Source organism: Arthrobacter sp. JUb115 (assembly GCF_004365035.1).
Lineage (GTDB): Bacteria > Actinomycetota > Actinomycetes > Actinomycetales > Micrococcaceae > Glutamicibacter.
Genome location: NZ_SOBS01000008.1, coordinates 19743 through 38722 on the forward strand (window position 1 = coordinate 19743; position 18980 = coordinate 38722).

The 18980-nt window shown below is 59.6% G+C and carries 19 protein-coding genes and 1 pseudogene; 5 read left to right on the forward strand and 15 right to left on the reverse strand.

From position 1 onward, the window contains the following. The first annotated feature begins 15 nt into the window (after positions 1 to 15). Complete coding sequence (locus EDF61_RS13670; protein ID WP_133834436.1) at positions 16 to 954, forward strand: hypothetical protein; 939 nt, start codon at positions 16 to 18, stop codon at positions 952 to 954. A gap of 77 nt (positions 955 to 1031) precedes the next feature. Here the strand turns inward: EDF61_RS13670 and EDF61_RS13675 are convergent, their stop codons facing one another. From EDF61_RS13675 to EDF61_RS13695, 5 genes are all read right to left on the reverse strand, one after another. Continuing rightward, positions 1032 to 2033: a 3'-5' exonuclease gene (locus tag EDF61_RS13675; protein WP_133834437.1), complete on the reverse strand. Its 1002-nt coding sequence runs from the start codon at positions 2031 to 2033 to the stop codon at positions 1032 to 1034. Between the two features lie 227 nt (positions 2034 to 2260). Next, positions 2261 to 2758: an SRPBCC family protein gene (locus tag EDF61_RS13680; protein WP_133834438.1), complete on the reverse strand. Its 498-nt coding sequence runs from the start codon at positions 2756 to 2758 to the stop codon at positions 2261 to 2263. Positions 2759 to 2945: 187 nt separating this feature from the next. Then, positions 2946 to 3641, reverse strand: coding sequence for a hypothetical protein (locus EDF61_RS13685; protein ID WP_133834439.1), 696 nt, complete (start codon positions 3639 to 3641; stop codon positions 2946 to 2948). Then, positions 3638 to 4555 (reverse strand): ABC transporter ATP-binding protein, encoded by a 918-nt coding sequence (locus EDF61_RS13690; protein ID WP_133834440.1) that lies wholly within the window; start codon positions 4553 to 4555, stop codon positions 3638 to 3640. Before EDF61_RS13690 ends, EDF61_RS13685 begins: the two co-directional genes overlap by 4 nt. 29 nt (positions 4556 to 4584) lie before the next feature. Beyond that, the gene (locus EDF61_RS13695; protein WP_181148913.1) at positions 4585 to 4944 is read right to left on the reverse strand and encodes a GntR family transcriptional regulator; all 360 of its coding nucleotides are present in this window, start codon (positions 4942 to 4944) and stop codon (positions 4585 to 4587) included. Between the two features lie 383 nt (positions 4945 to 5327). Between EDF61_RS13695 and EDF61_RS13700 the strand changes: the two genes are divergently transcribed. After that, complete coding sequence (locus tag EDF61_RS13700; RefSeq protein ID WP_133834441.1) at positions 5328 to 6455, forward strand: hypothetical protein; 1128 nt, start codon at positions 5328 to 5330, stop codon at positions 6453 to 6455. 66 nt (positions 6456 to 6521) lie between these two features. Here EDF61_RS13700 and rdgB read toward each other — a convergent pair whose 3' ends face one another. The 3 genes from rdgB to EDF61_RS13715 form a co-directional block, all read right to left on the reverse strand. After that, positions 6522 to 7154: an RdgB/HAM1 family non-canonical purine NTP pyrophosphatase gene (gene rdgB, locus EDF61_RS13705; protein ID WP_133834442.1), complete on the reverse strand. Its 633-nt coding sequence runs from the start codon at positions 7152 to 7154 to the stop codon at positions 6522 to 6524. Beyond that, a complete protein-coding gene (rph, locus tag EDF61_RS13710) occupies positions 7151 to 7885 on the reverse strand; it encodes a ribonuclease PH (RefSeq protein ID WP_133834443.1) in 735 nt (244 codons plus the stop codon). The genes rdgB and rph overlap by 4 nt, the downstream gene beginning before the upstream one ends. Before the next feature lie 89 nt (positions 7886 to 7974). Further along, the gene (locus EDF61_RS13715) at positions 7975 to 8631 is read right to left on the reverse strand and encodes a helix-turn-helix transcriptional regulator (RefSeq protein WP_133834444.1); all 657 of its coding nucleotides are present in this window, start codon (positions 8629 to 8631) and stop codon (positions 7975 to 7977) included. Positions 8632 to 8719: 88 nt separating this feature from the next. Between EDF61_RS13715 and EDF61_RS13720 the strand changes: the two genes are divergently transcribed. Beyond that, complete coding sequence (locus tag EDF61_RS13720; RefSeq protein ID WP_286172256.1) at positions 8720 to 9184, forward strand: hypothetical protein; 465 nt, start codon at positions 8720 to 8722, stop codon at positions 9182 to 9184. Between the two features lie 227 nt (positions 9185 to 9411). Here the strand turns inward: EDF61_RS13720 and EDF61_RS13725 are convergent. The 4 genes and pseudogenes from EDF61_RS13725 to clpS all read right to left on the reverse strand — a co-directional run. After that, positions 9412 to 10206, reverse strand: a pseudogene (locus EDF61_RS13725) (MBL fold metallo-hydrolase); the annotation flags it as partial. Then, on the reverse strand, positions 10203 to 11126 hold the full coding sequence (gene murI / locus EDF61_RS13730; protein WP_133834445.1) for a glutamate racemase: 924 nt from the start codon (positions 11124 to 11126) through the stop codon (positions 10203 to 10205). The pseudogene EDF61_RS13725 and the gene murI, both read right to left, overlap by 4 nt. A 3-nt stretch (positions 11127 to 11129) precedes the next feature. Then, positions 11130 to 11708, reverse strand: coding sequence for a DUF2017 domain-containing protein (locus tag EDF61_RS13735; RefSeq protein WP_133834446.1), 579 nt, complete (start codon positions 11706 to 11708; stop codon positions 11130 to 11132). 2 nt (positions 11709 to 11710) lie between these two features. Then, a complete protein-coding gene (gene clpS / locus EDF61_RS13740) occupies positions 11711 to 11995 on the reverse strand; it encodes an ATP-dependent Clp protease adapter ClpS (RefSeq protein WP_105658428.1) in 285 nt (94 codons plus the stop codon). A gap of 142 nt (positions 11996 to 12137) precedes the next feature. Here clpS and EDF61_RS13745 point away from each other — a divergent pair, with 142 nt between their 5' ends. Beyond that, a complete protein-coding gene (locus EDF61_RS13745) occupies positions 12138 to 13436 on the forward strand; it encodes a nicotinate phosphoribosyltransferase (protein WP_105662594.1) in 1299 nt (432 codons plus the stop codon). 104 nt (positions 13437 to 13540) lie between these two features. Beyond that, on the forward strand, positions 13541 to 14134 hold the full coding sequence (locus EDF61_RS13750; protein WP_133834447.1) for an isochorismatase family protein: 594 nt from the start codon (positions 13541 to 13543) through the stop codon (positions 14132 to 14134). Positions 14135 to 14219: 85 nt separating this feature from the next. Here the strand turns inward: EDF61_RS13750 and EDF61_RS13755 are convergent, their stop codons facing one another. From EDF61_RS13755 to EDF61_RS13765, 3 genes are all read right to left on the reverse strand, one after another. Continuing rightward, positions 14220 to 15167, reverse strand: coding sequence for a hypothetical protein (locus EDF61_RS13755; protein ID WP_133834448.1), 948 nt, complete (start codon positions 15165 to 15167; stop codon positions 14220 to 14222). Continuing rightward, complete coding sequence (locus EDF61_RS13760; RefSeq protein ID WP_133834449.1) at positions 15168 to 16943, reverse strand: AAA family ATPase; 1776 nt, start codon at positions 16941 to 16943, stop codon at positions 15168 to 15170. A 255-nt stretch (positions 16944 to 17198) separates the two neighbouring features. Next, positions 17199 to 18965, reverse strand: a complete 1767-nt coding sequence (locus tag EDF61_RS13765; RefSeq protein WP_133834450.1) for a DEAD/DEAH box helicase — start codon at positions 18963 to 18965, stop codon at positions 17199 to 17201. Positions 18966 to 18980 lie beyond the last annotated feature (15 nt).

Below are 18980 nucleotides of genomic sequence, written 5' to 3' on the forward strand. Positions count from 1 at the left end.
CATTAGAATGGTGATGTGAATGAAACCGGTGAAACTGCACTCCTGCCAGAGAACTACTCAGACAAGGTGTTTGCGATCCTCCTCGGCCTAGCCGATGGCGCAACCCACGCCCGTGACGAAATTGACCCCGGGGCCACCGAAATCCTCCCGCTCTACCTGGCCGACGGCCTGCTGGAAGCGCTGGAATGGGCCAACGACGGTGTCGCCAGCGACGAAGCGGCCTGCATGTGGCTTGCGGCCCTGCGCGGCTACAGCAAGATCGCCGGCTCCTTCCCGGAACGCGCCCCGCAACCGCTGGGCCGCTGGATCGACAAGGAATTCGCCAACGTCGAGATCTTCGAGAAGATCCTGGACGGCGATCCGCAGAACCTCGCCGGCCTGGACAGCCCCGACATGGGACAGCCAGGGCGTCCCACCGGGGCTGGCGCCGACTCCACCGGCGTGCTGCCGCGTGCCGCGATTGCCGCGCTGCTGGCCCGGGTCCCTATGGGCACCACCGAGACGCTGGCCCGTTCGGCCGCCTTCCTGACCCACGACGACCAGGCGGCCAAGACCGCCATTGCCGCGGCGAAGATCATCCGTTCGGCGATGGAACGCTCCGAGGCCGCCGCCGGCGAATGGGCCGAGCTGCTCGTTGGCCTGCAGGGCCCGTCGGCCGATGCGCTGCGCGAGGTGGCCACCAGGATCGCCGAGAACATCTCGCTGTCCCCCGAAGAGGCCTACGCGGCGTACTTCGGCGAGCATGCCGCCGAGCAGGACGGGGACTCGGACATCGAGGCCGCCCCGGCGGCAACCGCCGAAGAAGAAGCCAGCCGGGATCCCGAGGTCGACGCCTACGCTGTAGCGCTGCTGGCTGCCATCTACGGCACCGAAGCCGTCGGCGAGCGCCCCGCGAGCGCACTGGATGACATCATCTCCGAGCTGCATGACCGCTGGATGGCGCTGCTGGTCTAGGAACCGCGCCCAGAGAAAAATGGCAGAAGCCCGGCCGGCACAGATTCGATCTGTGCCGGCCGGGCTTCTGCGGTTTGCTAGGCGGTCAGCCCGAACCCGCCAACCATCTGCATGAACTCGCCTTCGGAGATGATGCTGACCCGCTGGCCCTTTTCGCGCAGCCGGAGTACGTGCTTGGCCTTGTTGGTCAGCCGCCCGTTGGCCAGATCCTCCGGGACGAAGCCGTCTCCGACGACCAGCGCCGTGGTGGCTCGGGTGACCCGCGAGGCGGTCTGCGCGCCGTGTTCGGCGGCCAGTTCCTTGGCCTTGGGGCGCGGCATGGACAGGTTGCCGGTGAACACCATGATCTGGCCGAACAGCGGATGGCTGGGATCCGCGTTGTCGCTGGGCTTCGGGTTCGGCCCTTCCTGCGGCCAGTTGTTGAAGGAATCCTGCGGCGGCAACGGGTTGCCAGCAGCCAGCCAGCCTTGGGCGTCGCGGGTGGCGCGGGACAGTTCGTGGCCCGGCTGCCACGGCTGGGTCAGGCTCAGCCGGACGCCATAGTGGTCTGCCGTCTCCAACACGGACTGCCGTCCGCTGCGCCCGGCGATATCGATCATTGCCCAGGCACAGGCCACAGCGTCAGCCAGGGCCTCGTGGTGGTTTTCGATAGGGTGGCCCGCTTCTTCGGCAACGAACGGCAGCGAGTAGCTGGGCAGATCGTAGGCCTTGCGGGAGAGCTTGACGGTGCACAGGTGCGCAATTTCCGGTACCGGCAGTTCGCCGGCTTCGCACGCCGCGCGGATCACTCCGGAATCGAAAGAAGAATTGTGGGCCACCAGCACGTCGGATCCGATGAATTCCAGCAGTTCCGGAATCCTGTCGGTCACCCGTGGCGCGGCGCTCACCATGTCGGGGGTGATGTGGTGGATCGAGACGTTGCGCGGGTCGAAGTGGTCGAAACCTGCCGGCGGCTGCATGAGCCACTGTTCGGTTTCGACGATTTGCCCGGAGCGTACCTTGACCAGGCCCACCGAACAGGCGGAGCCGATAAAACCGTTTGCTGTCTCGAAATCTACTGCTGTGAAGTCCAATGCCACGCCCAATAGCTTACTCGCTTAATCGCTGGCACCGGCATGCGTGACATCCTCGCACCGTGCACCGCGCGGTGACCGCCGGGCGATAGCGTGCCAATAATTCGCTGCAACCCGATGTTGACCTGCATCGATCAAGTTGTCGGCGGCCTGCCTGGCTTGGGCGCAAGGCAGGGCATCTCACAATTGGCAGCCGGCTGCATTGAGCGAGTCGAACCCCGCAAGCAGGGAACTCAGTGCCCGAACAGCTCCTCGTAATGCTCGCTGAGCGCCGGATAGTAATCGGCCTCGAAGTCCACGCTGGCGGCGTCGGCTCCGTTCACCACGGCTGCCAGGCGGTCCAGGTAGTAGTCCCAGCCCGGCCCGACGGAGCCGGCGAGCTGCGGGTCGAGTCCCGGCATCCGGAAGACCAGGGAACTGCCCTCGCCGCAGGACTGCACCGCGAACTCCAGCTGCCAGGCCGAGGGGCCTGTTCCAAGTTGCACCTGCAGGTGGTGCATACGCGGATCGCAACGCAGGATTTCGACTCGTTCGGTGGGTGAACCGTCCTCGAGCAGCATCACTACGTCCACCGCGCCGCGCTCCGGGTCCCCGTGCCATGGGCCATACCAGAGCGCCAAGCACTGGGAGTCAGCCAGATAGCGCCAGATCCTGCTCGGGGATTGGGTGAACTCGCGGCGCAATTCCAGCGCTCCGTCTGCGGTTCGAATTCCGGTCGGCGAGGTGCTCATGATTTCTCTCCTGGGTTGCTTCCCTGCCGCCGCGGCACCGGCGACCCAGCGCCTTCACCGCCAGTCATTGAAGAATAGCAAATCGCGGTCCCGGGCCGCTGGGTGCCTTCTTGCAAAAGCAGGCACCGGTCCGCTTCCCCAAGGGGAAGGGAACCGGTGCCCATATGCCCTGCATTTCCGACCCGAGCTAGGCGGTTGCCTTGCGCAAGGTGAGGTAGGATCCGCCTGCCATCAGCAGGGCAACCAGGCCGCCCCACAGCGTGATTCCCGCGGCGGTCCAGGTCAAGGCCCAGCTCCAGAACTGGTCCCAGTAATTGCCGAAGGTGAACAGGGCGATGATTCCCAGCACCACCACACCCAGCAAGGTGAAGAAAGCCACCATGCCCGTGGTGCGCCACCTCATGTAGATGGTCGCTATCAGGAAGCCGACCATGAACAGCAGCACCATCAGCACGAAGTAGAACAGGATCTGGACCAGCCAGTTGTTATCCGCAATCCATTGCAGGGCGAAGAACTGGCCGCCCATGCCCCATCCACCGGTGGCGACTTCCAGCAATCCAATCAGGTAGTAGAACACCGACAGAACCAGTGCGCAGACCGAGAACAGTGCCACGGTGCCCAGATAGAAGGTACGCCGGGAAATGCTCATGGCCATGGAGAACGGGAAGGTCAACGTCAGCGCCTGGATACCCAGGGCCAGGAAGTACCACATCGGCGCTTGGGCGCCGCCGCTGTACAGCCCTTCGTCGCTGCCGTTGCGCCGGACCAGCCACCAGATGGCCAGTGTGAAGAGGAACGATGCGCCCAGGATCATCAGCGGGATTCCAATGAAGGTGGCTTTGTTGATCAGTTGCATGCGGGCGACTTTGATGATGCGATTCATTTTCTTGCCTCCGTCCGTTCGTCGACCCCTGTTTCGGTGGTGCTGCTCAAGGCGCTGCGGACTACCAGTTGCTGCAGCGAAACCGGACTCAGGTCCAGGCCCATGAGCTTCGCTTGTTCGCGCTGGTCCGAATCCAGCTTGGCTTTGATGGTGACGCTGGCCAGGGCACCGAGTGCATCGCGATGGATTACCTGCGCGGAGCCGATGAATTCCTGGACCTTGGCGTCCTCGCCAGTCACCGTCACCGCAGTGCCGCGCAGTTCTTCGGCATCCGAATCGATGACGATTCGCCCCTTGTCGATCACGATGACGTGTTCGAGCAGATTGGCGACTTCATCGATCAGGTGGCTGGAGAGCACGATGGTGCGTGGATATTCCGCGAAGTCTTCGACGAGGCGGTCATAGAAGATCTGCCGCGCTACCGCGTCCAGGCCGAGGTAGGGTTCATCGAAGAACGTGATGTCCGCCCGCGAGGCCATGCCGATGATCACGCCCACCGCGGACAGCTGTCCGCGGGAGAGCTTCTTGATCCTGCGCCTGGTCGGCAGCGCGAACGCCTCGACGAGATCCTGGGCCAGTTCCTCATCCCAGTTCTCGAAGAACAGGGCTGCGGACTTGAAGGCCTGATGGACCTTGAAGTCATCGGGATACTTCTGGGATTCGCGGATGAAGCAGATGCGCGAGAGCGTCGGATCATGCTCGAACGGGGCGTGGCCGAAGATTTCGGCGGTGCCTTGGTCCGCATAGTTCTGCCCGGTCAGGATGGACATGAGCGTGGTCTTGCCGGCCCCGTTTCGTCCAAGCAGCCCGTAGATCCGGTCGGGTTCCAGTTCCAGGCTGACGTTGTCGAGCGCTCGCACGTCCTTGTAGGTCTTGCTCAGCTCGCGTGTGGCGATTGCTGTCGTTCGTGGCATGTCGTTCCTCCCTGCTTAGTAGAGATGTTTCAAGAATCCGAACCGGTCTTGATCATGGCGACCAGCTCATCCAGGCCAATGCCCAGCTTGGAGGCTTCTGCGGTCAATGGGGTGATGAATTGCTGTTGGAATTTCTCGCGGCGCTGTTCTCGCAGCCGCCGCGGTGCACCTTCGGTGACGAACATGCCGATCCCCCGCTTCTTGTAGAGCAGTCCGTCTTCCACGAGCCGGTTGATTCCCTTGGCGGCTGTGGCCGGATTGATCCGGTAAAACGCTGCGAATTCATTGGTTGATGGAACTTGCGCTTCTTCTGCAAGAACACCAGAGATGATGTCGTTCTCAATCAGCTCAGCAATCTGCAAGAAGATCGGTTTTGAATCATCAATCATGCTGGCTCCTCTCCGTGCTCATTTCCACTAGGTTAGTTAGTGGGTTAGTTACTCATGTAACTAACCATAGAACCTAGTTCGGTTCTGTGCAATAGCGGGGCGGCAAAATGTCCACGGAATAACCGGTACCCCAAACTGTCCGCCTTGCTATCTATGCTGGGAACTGTCGACGGGGCGGCCTGGAACGGGCACTGGAGATGGTGCGTTCACCGTGGTGAGCACGGAAATGGAGCTGCAGACCGAGACAACGCATGGCGCAACCCGAAACCGGGAAGGGCTGGCAATGGCTTCGAATAATTTGCAGTATCTGGTCCGGGAAAATAGTGATCGCACGCTTGGCAATGACCGCAATCCACGGATTGCAGGCCTTTATGGGAGGGACCATGCAAGAACTTTTCAATCGCCTTGAGGCTCCGGATCCGCTTCTCGGAGCATTGGATCGCCAGATCCTGCTCGGGCTGTACAAGGTGCTTTTCCCCGAATCCACCGGTGAAGAAATGGCCCGCGCTACCCGGCGCGAGCTGATCGCCAGAATCCAGGACTCGCGCGCTGGCACCATGCAGCGTCCCGGCCGCAATATCCTGGACTACCCCTTGCGCCGCCCGAACCAAGCGGCATTGAATCGCGCACTGCTCACCGGCACGAAGGGCCAGCTGGTATATTGGTGCCGCCAGGCAAATGCACTGGCTTCCGCGGCGGCTCTGGGGCAGGAGAACGAGGCATTCCGCTGGAATTTGGAGGAACCCCTGCGGGCAGGCGATCTCGTCCTGACGGCATTGGAGGGCACTCCAGCGTTGATTGCCAGCCTTGAAATCACCGAAGCGGATGAGGCGGAGCGGCTCACCTTCACCAATTTGGCGACCTTCACCGACCCGATCTCCGTGGCTGAGCTCGAGTCCATGATCGGCGCAGAACTTCCAGGACGCTCGCAGTATTTGGCAGATTCCCTTGCCCAGAAGCTTCTGGGCAGCATCGGGGATCTGCTCGAACGCCCCCGCCCGATATTCGTCACCGCCGGCCCTTGCACTCCCTCGCAGCCCGCGAAGGCCAATGAGGTGCTGGGCGTTGTGGCCATCCTCCAGAAGGCTTCACCGTACGAACCGCTTGCTTGCGAAATCTGCGATCGGGATATTTCTGCCAGGCCCGAGGTCCATCTGCCGCAGAGCCATCACAACGGCCTGCGTTGGGAGATCCAGGACCATGCCGATGAGGTGGTGCTGCTTTGCCGCTGCTGCCACGACATGGCCCATCAGCCAACTCTGGAACAGCTTCGGAAGTTCGCGAAGCCTGCCTGCCCGGAATGCGGGGAACGCAATCCGCTGAAGATCATCTGGGGAATGCCAAGCTTCATGCCCGATGACGACGAGTACGTCACCGCTGGCTGCATGATGCCTGTGGGGCCTCCCGCACAGTGGCAGTGCCGCGCATGCGAAACCCAATACCTGGTGACCGAGTTCGACGAGCGGCCTTACCTGGCCCTGGCACGATTCGGCGAGAACTTCCCGCACTAGCGCAAGAACGCCAGCAAATCCGTTTCAGGATTTGCTGGCGTTCTTGTTCTATCCGGGATTTGGAGGCTACTTGGCCAAGGCCTTGGCGACCTCGTCGATGATGCTGGGCAGCAATGCGGCGAAGGCGCGAGCCCGGTGCGAGATCGCGTTCTTTTCCTCCGGAGTGTGCTGGGCCATGGACTTGCCGGCGCCGGCAGGTTCGAAGATCGGATCATAGCCGAAACCATGCTCGCCGGCACGCTCGGTGCGCAGCACGCCCTCGACCTTGCCCAGTTCCACGTGCTCGGCACCCTCTGGGGTAGCCAGTGCCGCGGCGCAGACGAACTGCGCTGCGCGGTGCTCGGCTGCAATATCGCCGAGCTGGCCGAGCAGCAGATCGATATTCGCTTCGTCATTGCCGTGCACCCCGGACCAGCGGGCCGAGAAGATTCCCGGTGCTCCCCCGAGCACATCCACGCTCAAGCCGGAATCATCGGCCAGCGCCACCAGGCCGGTGGATGCCGAGATCTCGCGGGCCTTTTTCAGCGCATTGCCCTGGAAGGTGACCTGGTCTTCAACCGGATCGGCAGCCCCAGCGGTGGCGGCGTCGATGACCTGGCTGTCAACATCCAAGCCCGGCACCTGCCCGCGCAGCAATTCGCGCAATTCGCGCAGCTTGCCCTGGTTGCGCGAGGCAAGCACCAGTACCGGCTTGCTCATTTTGTGCTGCTCAGGGTTTCACGCTGGATCTCGGCCAGCTCGTTGGTACCGCCAAGGGCCAAGTCCAGCAGGGCATCCAGCTCCTCGCGCTTGAATGGAACCCCTTCGGCGGTGCCCTGGACCTCGACGAAGTCGCCGGATCCGGTGACCACGACGTTCATGTCGGTCTCGGCGCGAACATCTTCCTCGTAGGGCAGGTCCAGCATCGGGGTGCCATCGATGATGCCCACCGAGATCGCGGCGACCGAGTCGGTGAGCACCTTGGCGTTGGCCTTCACGATGCCCTGCGAACGGGCCCAGGAAATTGCTTCTGCCAGTGCCACGTAGGCGCCGGTGATCGCCGCAGTGCGGGTGCCGCCATCGGCCTGCAGGACGTCGCAGTCCAGCACGATGGTGTTTTCGCCCAGGGCCTTGGTGTCCACGACGGCACGCAGCGAGCGGCCGATCAGGCGGGAAATCTCATGGGTGCGGCCCGAGAGCTTGCCCCTGACCGATTCGCGGGAGTTGCGGGTGTTGGTAGCACGTGGGAGCATCGCGTATTCAGCGGTGACCCAGCCGGTGCCCTCGCCCTTGAGCCAGCGCGGCACGCCCTCGGTGAAGGACGCGGTGCACAGCACGCGGGTGTTGCCGAATTCGATCAGCGCCGAGCCTTCGGCCTGATCGGACCAGCCACGGGTGATGGTAATGTCTCGAAGTTGCGCGGCTCCTCGGCCGTCAGCGCGTAAAGTCATGCTTCCATCCTAACCACGCGCACCGCGCGATCTGCACGGGTGAACCCGCGAGTTACGGTGAAATGCACCTCGTGGCGCATCCTTGGCAGCTACTGCGGATGCACCACAACGCAGCATCGCCCGGGACGCGGGCTCAGCTCGGCCCGGCTGCAATCCAACTGGCACCCCTCCAAGACGCCTGAAACCAGTTCATAGTTCATGGAGCAGACCAGTTCGGTCTGCTGCTGCGCGACCAGATGGAAGGGGCAGTTCCCCATGGAGATCTCTCCTCGCTCGTCTGCTTCAGGCGCATAGCCCAGCTCGTCCAGCAGCGGCACGAGCCCGTCACCGGCCTGCCCAAGATTCTGCCCCTCGCCTCGTGCCGCCTGACGCAGCGCCTGGAGCACGACCCCCGAGGCATCGGCACTGGCCGCGTTGGCCAGCAAGCTGCCCAAGAGGCGGTAATTGCGCGCTGGCAAGCTCACGGCGACTTCTTCTTGGGCGAGCGCGTAAAGTTTCGCGGTGCGCCCGGCCCCCGGTCCGTTTTTGCCCTCCGGCCGTGCGAAAGTCACCGCCAGCAATCCTGCGCTTGCCAGCCGGTCCAGATGGTAGGCGGCCAGGGTCCGGCTGATTCCTGCGGCCTTGGATGCCGCGTCGCGTCCCGCCGGTTGCGGGCTTTGCGAAATGAATTCGAACAGTCGCCGCCGAACCGGATCGTTGAGCGATTTGAGGACCGCATCTTGTTGCAAGCTCAGTTTTGTCGACATGCCAGAATTCTATCAACAATGGATCTTGACAAATAGGCCCGAGAGGCGAATTCTGGGTATACGTTCAAACCTTTGGAGGGTGATCGCCATGAGCGCCTCATGGAGCGAGAAGCATCCGGTCTCGCACATACGGGCAACAACAGCTGCACGAGTCAACACCGACCCGTCGTTGAGCGCATTCTGGATCCTGCGCATTGGATTTGTCGTCCTGCCCCTGCTGATGGGACTGGACAAGTTCGCGAATGTGATGGCCTACTGGCCGGAATACCTGGCCCCGTGGATCATTGCCATCGTGCCGTTCTCCGCGCAAACCGCCATGCATTTCGTTGGCGTGGTGGAACTGGTTGCCGCCGCATCGATGATCATCAAGCCGCGCTACGCGAGCTATGTGCTGTCACTGTGGCTGCTGGGCATCATCGTCAATCTGGTCTCGATGGGCGTCTTCCTCGATGTCGCCCTGCGCGACGTGGGACTGCTGGTCGCCGCATTGGCCCTGACCCGACTGGCCAGCAAATACGACAAGCCATGGGGCGCTAAGCACGGCGCCGGCTAGGCTTCTTCCGGGAACGCGAAAAGCACCGGCGGAGAGGATATTCCTTCCTGTCCGCCAGTGCTTTTCCCGGTTCCGCGTGCCTACTTCTTGCGTTTGAGCAAGGGGAACTTTCGGGTCTTCTCGTACTTGATGGTCGGCATGGTGCCGGTACGGGTCTTCAGGTAGTCGGTACCGCGCTCCCCCTTGAACAGGGCCGGGTCCTTGTCTTCCTTCAGGCTGCCGGAGTACACGCCGTAAGTCACCCCGGAAACCGCAACAGCGATCCCGCCGTCGTAGGTTTCCTTGGCTTCCTCGACCACCTTGTTGATGTCGGTCCAGACCGGAATGTGCGTCAGCAGCATGCGCTCGGCACCGGCCGCGGTCGCCATTTCGCCAGCACGCTTGCCTGTCAGGTGCACGCCGTCGATATGGTCATCGCGGCCCTCTTCGAAGGCCGCTTCGCACAGGAACATGTCCGCGCCGCGGGCGGCCTCAACCAGGCCATCGCAGCTGTCGGTGTCTCCGGAATAGGTCAGCACGCTGGTTAGCAGCTCGCCGTCGGGGCCCGGCTCGTGCGCTTCCACGCGCAGCGCATAGGCTTCCTTGATCGGGTGGCGCACCGGGTAGGGCGTGATGGTGAAGGGACCGATGTTCACCGGCTGCAAGGATTTCCAGACCTGGAAGTCGTAGTCCTTGGCCATGGTGTCGCCATCGGGCAGGGAGTAGGCCGTTTCGATGCGTTCGGCGGTATCTTCCGGACCGTGCACCAGCATCCGGTCCCGGCCCCAGCCCGTCGGATCCCAGCGAATCGCCACATGCAAACCGCAAAGGTCCATGCAGTGATCAGGATGCAGATGGGAAATCATGATCCCGTCAATGTCTTTTAGATCGGTGTAACGCTGAAGCACGCCCAATGCACCGGAACCCAGATCCAGCAGGATCTTCCAGTCGCGCGTGCCATCAAAGGCCGACACCAGGTAGCAGGAAGCGGGCGATCCCGGCCCTGGGAATGACCCGGTGCATCCAATGATGGTCAGCTTCATTCGTTACTCGCTTTCGACGCGGCAATCATCTGCGGGGTAATCCGCGAAATAGCTCCGGTCGGATAGTGGGCGGCTACATGGTCCACGTGGCGCACCTGCAGCACCTCGGGTCCGAGGAATCGGCGAGCCAGTACACCAAAGCTATCAGCGTTGCCTGTGGCTAGGAACTCATGACGCGCCGCGGCGCCGTCGTTGCGCACCAGTGCATGGCGGGTCAACGCGCGGAAAACGTCCTTTGCCGTTTCCTCGGCACTCGAAACCAAGCTGACCGAATCGCCCATGACATAGGAGATCACGCCGGTCAGCAACGGATAGTGCGTGCATCCCAGAACCAGGGTGTCTACCTCGGCGGCCTGCAGCGGCGCCAAGTATTCCTGCGCGATCTCCAGCAGCTCGGCACCGGCGGTAATGCCGGACTCCACGAACTCCACGAAGCGCGGGCAGGCCACGGTGGAGACCTGCAAGTTCGGCGCGGCCGCAAAGGCGTCCTCGTAGGCGCGTGAACCAACAGTCGCCTGAGTGCCGATGATGCCGATCTTGCCATTCTTCGTGCCGGCTACCGCACGGCGCACCGCCGGCTGGATGACCTCGACGACCGGGATGCCATAGCGCGCGGTATAGCGCTCGCGAGCATCGCGCAGCACTGCGGCAGAGGCCGAATTGCAGGCAATCACCAGCAGCTTCACGCCACCATCGACCAGCTCATCCATCACCCCCAGCGCATTGGCCCGAACCTGGGCAATGGGCAGCGGGCCATAGGGAGAGTTGGCGGTGTCCCCCACGTAGATCAGCGATTCGCCCGGCAGCTGGTCAATGATCGCGCGGGCCACGGTCAGCCCGCCAACGCCCGAGTCGAAAATGCCGATGGGGGTATTGGCCTCCGGGGCCGAGACCTGCCCGGTAGCAAAGTAGGAATTCATGGATTAGAACTCCGCATCCATCAGTGCAGCCATCAGGGTATCGAGTACCCATGAAATCAGGTTGTACACCAAGGACATGTATTCTTCCGGGGTGTTCACCTCGGATGCATCGAGCACCTCTGCGACCCGGGCCGAATCCTCTTCACTGCGGATTTCCAGGCGCTCTGCGAGCACCAGGCGCACGTCGTTCAGCGCTTGGGCAAAACGCGTCGCGGTGTCCTTGTCCAAGACCAGCTTTTCGGTGTCCAGCAGCATCTGGGCCTCACGCAGGCGGCCAACCTTTTGCGCGATCAGGTCGGCTTCGGTCAGCCGGCGATGCTCCGCGGCGGCCACTGCGTCATCGCTGGCATCCGGCAGCAGCCTGGCCAGCGCTGGATCGGAAACCGGCGGCAGGTCCATGGCCTCGGGCCGCATGCCGGTCAGGGCGTAGAGCGGATCAATATCTTCGGGCAACTGGTGCAGCTGCGCACGCTCCTCGAGCATTCCAATGACATCGCCGAAGAGTTCGCGGATCAGTTTTCGTTCTGCGGAGTGCAGTGTTCCGGTAATGCCCTTGGAACCGTTCTTGAAGGCCTTCGCCACGTTCAGGCTCCCTGGGTCATCGTTGCGTTCAGGCCGAATCCGTGCATTGCCTGCACATCGGATTCGATAGCTTCGCGGCTGCCGCTGCGCACCGTGCAGAAGCCGTCATGGTGCACCTGCAGCATGAGCTTCTCGGCTTTTTCCGCGCTGAAACCAAAGTAGGAACGGAACACGTAGGATACGTAGCTCATCAAGTTCACTGGATCATTCCACACGACCAAGCGCCAGGGCTTGTCTTGGGATACCAGGGTTTCAAATTCGGAAAGTACATCGGGCATTGCGGTCATGGCTTCCATTTTACGCTTGGAAGCTGAACGCAACACCGGACACGGCAAATATCACCTTGAGCGTGAGCCGTTATACAGTAAAACCGGTCTGCTTTCCCAAGCAGCACCGTATAAGGCCTTTTCCGATCATCAGGAGCGTCACATGCGCACCAGTCTCTTCACCGACCACTATGAGCTGACCATGCTCCAAGCAGCGCTGGGATCCGGTGCAGCTCACCGCCCGTCTGTCTTCGAGGCATTTGCTCGCCGCTTGCCCGAGGGCCGGCGCTATGGCGTGGTCGCAGGTACTGGTCGCGTGCTCGAAGGGTTGGCAAACTTCCGCTTCGATGACGAACAGCTGCGTTTCCTCAGCGACAACAAGGTAGTCAACGCGGAAACCATCAAGTACCTGGAGAACTTCCGCTTCACCGGCAGCATCTCCGGCTACGCCGAGGGCGAGTTGTACTTCCCGAATTCGCCGCTGCTGACCGTGGAGTCGACTTTCGCTGAAGCCTGCGTTATCGAGACTTTCCTGCTCTCGGTCATGAACCATGATTCGGCCATCGCTTCGGCGGCATCGCGAATGATCGCCTCGGCCGGCGAACGCCCATGCATCGAGATGGGCTCGCGCCGCACCCATGAGGAATCAGCAGTGGCTGCCGCGCGGGCCGCCATGATTGCCGGATTCACTTCAACGTCCAATTTGGAAGCCGGTGCCCGCTATGGCTTGAAGACCGTTGGCACTTCGGCCCACTCGTTCACCCTGCTTCACGACACCGAGCGCGCCGCCTTCGAAGCGCAGGTTGCCTCGCTGGGCAAGGACACCATCTTGCTGGTGGATACCTACGACGTGGAGAAGGGCGTACGCACCGCGGTTGAAGTTGCGGGTCCGGAACTAGGCGGAGTCCGGCTGGACTCGGGCGACCTGGTGCAGCAGGCAGGCTGGGTTCGCGAGCTGCTTGATGACCTGGGCAACTGGAACACCAAGATCACCGTGACCTCGGACCTCGACGAGTACGCGATCGCCGCCCTGGCCAGCGCCCCGGTTGACGCCTATGGCGTCGGCACGGCATTGGTCACCGGCTCCGGCCATCCGACCGCGTCGATGGTTTACAAGCTGGTTGCCCGCCAAGACGATTCGGGGCAATGGATTCCGGTCGCCAAGGCCGCGGCGAACAAGGCCAGCGTGGGCGGGCGCAAGTACGCGGTGCGCCAGCTCAATGAACGCAACCGCGCTGTCGCTGAAATCGTCTCCACTTCCGAGTACACCACCGGCGGCCCCGAGCGGGATCTGGTGGTCCCGTTGGTGCGCCATGGCGAGATCGATCAGGCGTACGTGGGTGCAGCTGGCGTCAAGCTCGCCACCGAGCGCCACTTCGCATCGGTCCAGGAACTGCCAGGCGTGGCACGCAAGATGCAGCGTGGCGAACCGGTCATCCCAACCGTCATGATCCAGGACTAGTCGAACACACGAAAATCCCAGCTGCGGGACGTAGGATCCAGATTCAAGGATCCTGCGGTCCGCAGTTTTCCAATCTCTACATTTCCCCCAGCCAGGAGGCAGCGATGAGCAGAGCCCTGTTGATCATTGATGTCCAACCCGACTTCTGCGAAGGCGGAGCCCTGGCCGTGACCGGCGGCAACGCCGTCGCAACGGCCATTGCCGCAGACATTGCCGAACGACGAGAATCCTACTCGGCAATCGTCACCACCCAGGACTGGCACATCGAGCCAGGCGATCATTTCTCGGATACCCCGGACTTCATTGATTCCTGGCCGGTGCACTGTGTCGCTGGAACACCCGGCGCCGCGCTGCATCCGCAGCTTGCCGAGGTGCCAGTGGATGCGCACTTCGCCAAGGGGCGCTTCGCCGCAGCCTACTCGGGCTTCGAAGCCAGGGTGCTGGATCCCATGGCTGACAAGGCGGATGAAAGCGGAGAACTGCTGGGCCCCTGGCTAAAGGCCAAGGGCGTTACCTCAGTCGATGTCGTGGGTCTCGCCGCCGATCATTGCGTGAAGGCCACCGCCTTCGATGCAGCTGAAGCAGGGTTTACCACGACCATCATTTCTCCGCTGACCGCAGCAGTCTCCCCGGAGAATCTGCCAGATGTGCATGAAGTGCTGCGCGCCGCTGGAGTGACGATACTCTTCATTGGATGAACATCTGAAGCAGACACGGACGCACAAAGCATCTAGGAGTCGGCCTGTCGATATTGATTGAAAATTATCTCGAGAGATCCTGTTCTCATTTAAGATGGCGGACAATTTTGCCTACGACAACCCTCGCGTTTCCACTATCCACGTAAAAATAGATCCGTCCTGCGGTGGCGAATAACTTGGTATGCCATTCACACACATATTCCACATCAGAAATCTTGATTTTACGCTCTCGCATGGCATCTTTATCTTTATGCGTCCTCGGCGACTCTCTGGAGGCCACAACCGCATGCCCATTCAAGGCTATTTCACGAGCTTTAGTGTCTACAGACTCTTCCCAAATGCGCACCACATGGTCATTAAGAACTTCCAAATGACCAAGAATCATTGATTCAATTTCTCGCTTATCTCCGGGAATTTCAGAAATATTATTGAAAATATTTTTTGAAAACATTAGATCAGGAAATGCTTCAGTGTAATAATCAAACAGCATTTCAGGATTTTCAAGAATTATTCTCCGCCAAATAAATGACTCTGGAGAGTTCGAACTAAACTCATTCAGATTTGTTAAATAAACACTTGTTGACTCGGAACAGCCGTGTTCGCAGCGTAATACATCCTTTTCAGTTTTCCAAAATGCAGCATCAGACAGGAGAGCAATGTATTCATCACCTTGTGTCGAGTGAATCAAACGGCGAATATGATCGACGTTGGATGGATCCCCCATCAGCGGCGAATACTCCACGACCTCTGAAATTGCGCACCCCAGCGAGTCGTTCATATCCACTTCAAAGAGTTGACTGGATAGGCTTACCATCATTGTCCAGAAATCCTGCATCGGAAAATCATTCGCTAAGTATTGCTCCTGCAGCGTTTCAGTCAGATCGCAAAAGTCTGCATACAACTGGGATTCTACTTTCGCGTCACAATTGGCTTCGATTTCAAATAAACGACTCCAAAATTCAACTGAACCGAGATTATCTGCACTAGGGATCAAATATTCAGGGTCGAGCAAAGTAATAATTGGCGTGCTCAATTATTTAACCTTTTCCGACTTACTTTTTCTGATTCGTGAAGAGTTAGACTTCATGATAGCGCGAATATCATCCTGGGTAGCGGATAAGAAATCATTAGGCCACTCAGATAAGTCTCCGTACGAGCCAACCCTGAGAGACCTACCGACCCCGCCTGCAATAGTAGATTCAATGAAGACGATATCAACCTCGTCCGGGGATAGGGACTCTTCTGCAACCCTGCGTCTAATCCGAGTAATCATAGCTTCACTATGTGTTTCCACAAGCACAGATACATCCGGCCGGGAAGTGATTAAGAAGTCTGCCAATAACGCTTGCGCATTAGGATGCAAATGCAATTCCGGCTGCTCAACAATAAAAATTCCACTCCTTGGTGCCATGAGGAGCCCGATGATTATTGGAAGTGCTTGACTAACTCCGACTCCAACCGATGTCAGGTCACGTCCCTCTCCGTCAATTTCGACTTCGATTCCTACACCGAGTTTTCCTTGTGATTTCGATGTCGCTCCATCACTGATTTCCAGCTTGTTCAGCCAATAATTAATCGCGTCTTTTAAGGGTTCTTCTCTAACGGAAGAATCAAGCGTTTGTCGATATGTGACTTTTCGGTTCGCAAACCTATTCAACACGGCCGCACTATATTCGCCTTTAGCTCCGACTGGCAGACCTCGGGATAATTCATTCCAATGAGACCAAAGCACGCGAGGTTCGTCTCGCAATGGACCAATGTAATTGAGATTCTTTCCAAGTTCCATCAGATATCCCCTCATTCCGTCTATGAGAGAATATTCGGTAGATAGTAGCTCTGTATAATACTTTTCTACAATTCCAGTCGGAGAAAAACCTCGTTTTCTCCGTGAAAATCGGCTCGGAAACTCTAGAACAACATATGGCCTCTTGGCTCGTTGAGCCATAGTCTGCTTCAGGATCTCGGGAATATTTTCGCCGCTTCCCCTGAGTAACTGATCCATCAATAAATGGGGGATTTCGGAATCTTCCGTCATCAAAGATAACAATCTTTTGGCGTCTGGAGTGCCTTCTTGGAAAGACTGTTCTAAAAGATCGATTGTTTCACGCACATATGTGTACCGCGAATCCAATAGGGCCAGACTCGCTTCGTGAGATGCCTGAGAAGCATCGTTTTCAAACGTATCGCGGAAGCCTCGCGAATAACGCGATGAAATCGTCTTCTCGTTACTCAGCACTACAATATTTTTAGCAATAAGGCCTTGAAGCACTAGGTATACCGCTGGTTTTGATTTTTCATCTGTTTCGGAGTCCTGTTTTAGATGTAGCGCCGTAAAGTCATCTAAATCAGGGAGTATTGATTTTAAGCGAATGAGAGTCTGCTTTTTTATATGTGCAGAATCAAATAAAATGTCCCGTCGCCTTATATCTTCATATAGTTCAGTGAGTATGATGCGCGTGACCTGAAGATTGCTCTGATTTTGGTCTGAACTTAGTTGAATTTCCGCGAAGGCCTGCTCAGGGGACTCAACTTCAGAATCATAAAAATCGGTGTTAAGGTCAATTTTTAGGCTCATAGTCTTACCAGGAGAATCTGCACGTACGAGCTCCGAAGGTTTACCGAGACGTGTCAATGATCCGTTGAGAACGACTGGTCCAGTTCGATACAGGCTTTGCGCTGTCATCAGCAGCGACTGAATCAGCGATGACTTCCCACTACTATTAACGCCTGTAATAAGAGTTGTAGAGCCTGGTTTCAAATCAATGTTGGCCTTAGCCAAACCCTTGAAGTTCGATATTTCCCAATACATGCGGGGCTCAATTCAGCTTGACCGTTGTTTGATACTGTCCAATATATACAATTTTGAGTTCTAACGACGAATAAGACGTATTGACCAGGGAGACTAATTACTCCCGGAATCAGTCTCCCCGCACGACGAGAAGACGTGAGAACACAATATCGCTAGCGAAGCGACGAGAACTGATATGTGGTCTTGGAGAATTGAACAATCTCCTGTTGAATCTAAATCCAACTAAGTGTCCTTACGCCGCTAACGCCGCCAGCGCTACTTTCGTCCGACGAACCAGTCCTGCAGCTTGTCGATACGCGCCTGCAGCTGATCAGCTGTAGCCTGAGGCACCGCAGGTCCACCGCAGACGCTGCGCAGCTTGTTGTGGATCTGCCCGTGCGGGGTGCCGGTGCGGGCAGCCCATGCCGAGACATTCTTCGACAGCTTGGTGCGCAGTTCCATCATGCGGCGGTGGTCGGAGACCGGCTCGGGCTTGGTGCCGCCCTTGGAAATCTGCTTGTTCTGCTGCTTGCGCAGCAGCTCGGAAACCTGTTCGGTATCCAGCAGGCCAGGGATGCCCAGGAAGCCGAGTTCTTCTTCACTGCCGATGTCGGCACCGGTACCGAATTCGCCGCCGTCGAAGAGCACGCGGTCAAAGGAGGCCTGCGAGTTCAGCGCCTCGAACTTGTTGCGCGTCAGATCGTCGCTGGCCTTGTCTTCCTTGTTCGCCGCTTCCAGCAGAGAATCGTCCAGCCCGTCCTCGTCCTTAGAACCTTCACGGTCCAAGGCGTGGTCGCGTTCGACTTCCATCTCGTTGGCCAAGGCCATCAGGATCGGCACCGAGGGCAGGAAGACCGAAGCTACCTCGCCGCGCTTGCGGCTACGCACGAAGCGGCCGACCGCCTGGGCGAAGAACAACGGAGTGGAGGTGGACGTCGCATAAACGCCCACGCACAGACGCGGAACGTCCACGCCTTCGGACACCATGCGCACCGCAACCATCCAGCGCGCGTCGGATTCGGAGAAATCATCGATCTTCTGCGATGCCTTGGGGTCATCGGAAAGAATCGTGGTGACCTTCTCGCCGCAGATTGCTTCGAGCTGGGCCGCGTAGCCGCGCGCGTCCTCGTGGTCGGTGGCGATGATCAGGCCGCCGGCGTCCTTCACGGTGCGGCGGACCTCCGAGAGCCGCCGGTCAGCGGCCTGCAGCACCGACGGGATCCAGTCGCCGTGCGGATCCAGCGCGGTGCGCCAGGCATGGGCGGTGACATCCTTGGTGAAGCCTCCGCCGAGGTTTGCTTCCATCTCCTCGCCGCCGGAAGTACGCCAGCGCATATTGCCCGAATAGGCCATGAACAGCACCGGACGGACCACGTGGTCAGCCAGGGCGCTGCCGTAGCCGTAGGTGTAGTCCGCCTTGGAACGGCGAATGCCATCGCCCTCGTCCACATACTGCACGAAAGGAATCGGGGCCGCATCGGAACGGAACGGGGTACCGGTCAGGGCAAGCCGCCGGGTGGCCGGTTCGAATGCTTCACGAATGCCATCGCCCCAGGACAGGGCATCGCCGGCGTGGTGGACCTCATCCATGATCACCAGGGTGCGGGCATCTTCGGTTTTCGCGCGGTGCACCGCGGGCTTCAGCGAGACCTGGGCATAGGTCACCACCACGCCCATGTAGTGCGAGCCGTGCCGGCCGTCGGAGTTCTTGTAGTTCGGGTCCAGTGCGATGCCCACACGCGCCGCCGCATCCGCCCACTGCTTTTTCAGGTGGTCGGTGGGCGCGACAACGATCATGCGGTTGATCTTGCCCGAGTCGATCAGCACTTTAGCCAGGCGCAGCGCGAAGGTGGTCTTACCCGCGCCAGGGGTCGCCACGGCCATGAAGTCCTTGGGCTCCGTGTCGAAATACAGAGCCAAGGCCTCGGCCTGCCAGGCACGCAGCTTCGGCCCAGTTCCCCAAGCCGCACGTTCCGGGTACGCTACCGGCAGCTTGTCTTCGAGTGGAAGCTTGTCGCCAAAATCAAAAAGTGTCTCGGTCATTTACCTTTTCCCGGC

What these genes read in the sequence shown, in the direction of transcription:
- rph (WP_133834443.1), bottom strand. Translation starts at nt 7,885, where the DNA reads ATGACTTTACGCGCTGACGGCCGAGGAGCCGCGCAACTTCGAGACATT.
- EDF61_RS13760 (WP_133834449.1), bottom strand. Translation starts at nt 16,943, where the DNA reads ATGTATTGGGAAATATCGAACTTCAAGGGTTTGGCTAAGGCCAACATT.
- EDF61_RS13685 (WP_133834439.1), bottom strand. Translation starts at nt 3,641, where the DNA reads ATGAATCGCATCATCAAAGTCGCCCGCATGCAACTGATCAACAAAGCC.
- EDF61_RS13690 (WP_133834440.1), bottom strand. Translation starts at nt 4,555, where the DNA reads ATGCCACGAACGACAGCAATCGCCACACGCGAGCTGAGCAAGACCTAC.
- EDF61_RS13700 (WP_133834441.1), top strand. Translation starts at nt 5,328, where the DNA reads ATGCAAGAACTTTTCAATCGCCTTGAGGCTCCGGATCCGCTTCTCGGA.
- EDF61_RS13750 (WP_133834447.1), top strand. Translation starts at nt 13,541, where the DNA reads ATGAGCAGAGCCCTGTTGATCATTGATGTCCAACCCGACTTCTGCGAA.
- EDF61_RS13720 (WP_286172256.1), top strand. Translation starts at nt 8,720, where the DNA reads ATGAGCGCCTCATGGAGCGAGAAGCATCCGGTCTCGCACATACGGGCA.
- EDF61_RS13715 (WP_133834444.1), bottom strand. Translation starts at nt 8,631, where the DNA reads ATGTCGACAAAACTGAGCTTGCAACAAGATGCGGTCCTCAAATCGCTC.
- EDF61_RS13765 (WP_133834450.1), bottom strand. Translation starts at nt 18,965, where the DNA reads ATGACCGAGACACTTTTTGATTTTGGCGACAAGCTTCCACTCGAAGAC.
- rdgB (WP_133834442.1), bottom strand. Translation starts at nt 7,154, where the DNA reads ATGAGCAAGCCGGTACTGGTGCTTGCCTCGCGCAACCAGGGCAAGCTG.
- clpS (WP_105658428.1), bottom strand. Translation starts at nt 11,995, where the DNA reads ATGACCGCAATGCCCGATGTACTTTCCGAATTTGAAACCCTGGTATCC.
- EDF61_RS13745 (WP_105662594.1), top strand. Translation starts at nt 12,138, where the DNA reads ATGCGCACCAGTCTCTTCACCGACCACTATGAGCTGACCATGCTCCAA.
- EDF61_RS13695 (WP_181148913.1), bottom strand. Translation starts at nt 4,944, where the DNA reads ATGATTGATGATTCAAAACCGATCTTCTTGCAGATTGCTGAGCTGATT.
- murI (WP_133834445.1), bottom strand. Translation starts at nt 11,126, where the DNA reads ATGAATTCCTACTTTGCTACCGGGCAGGTCTCGGCCCCGGAGGCCAAT.
- EDF61_RS13680 (WP_133834438.1), bottom strand. Translation starts at nt 2,758, where the DNA reads ATGAGCACCTCGCCGACCGGAATTCGAACCGCAGACGGAGCGCTGGAA.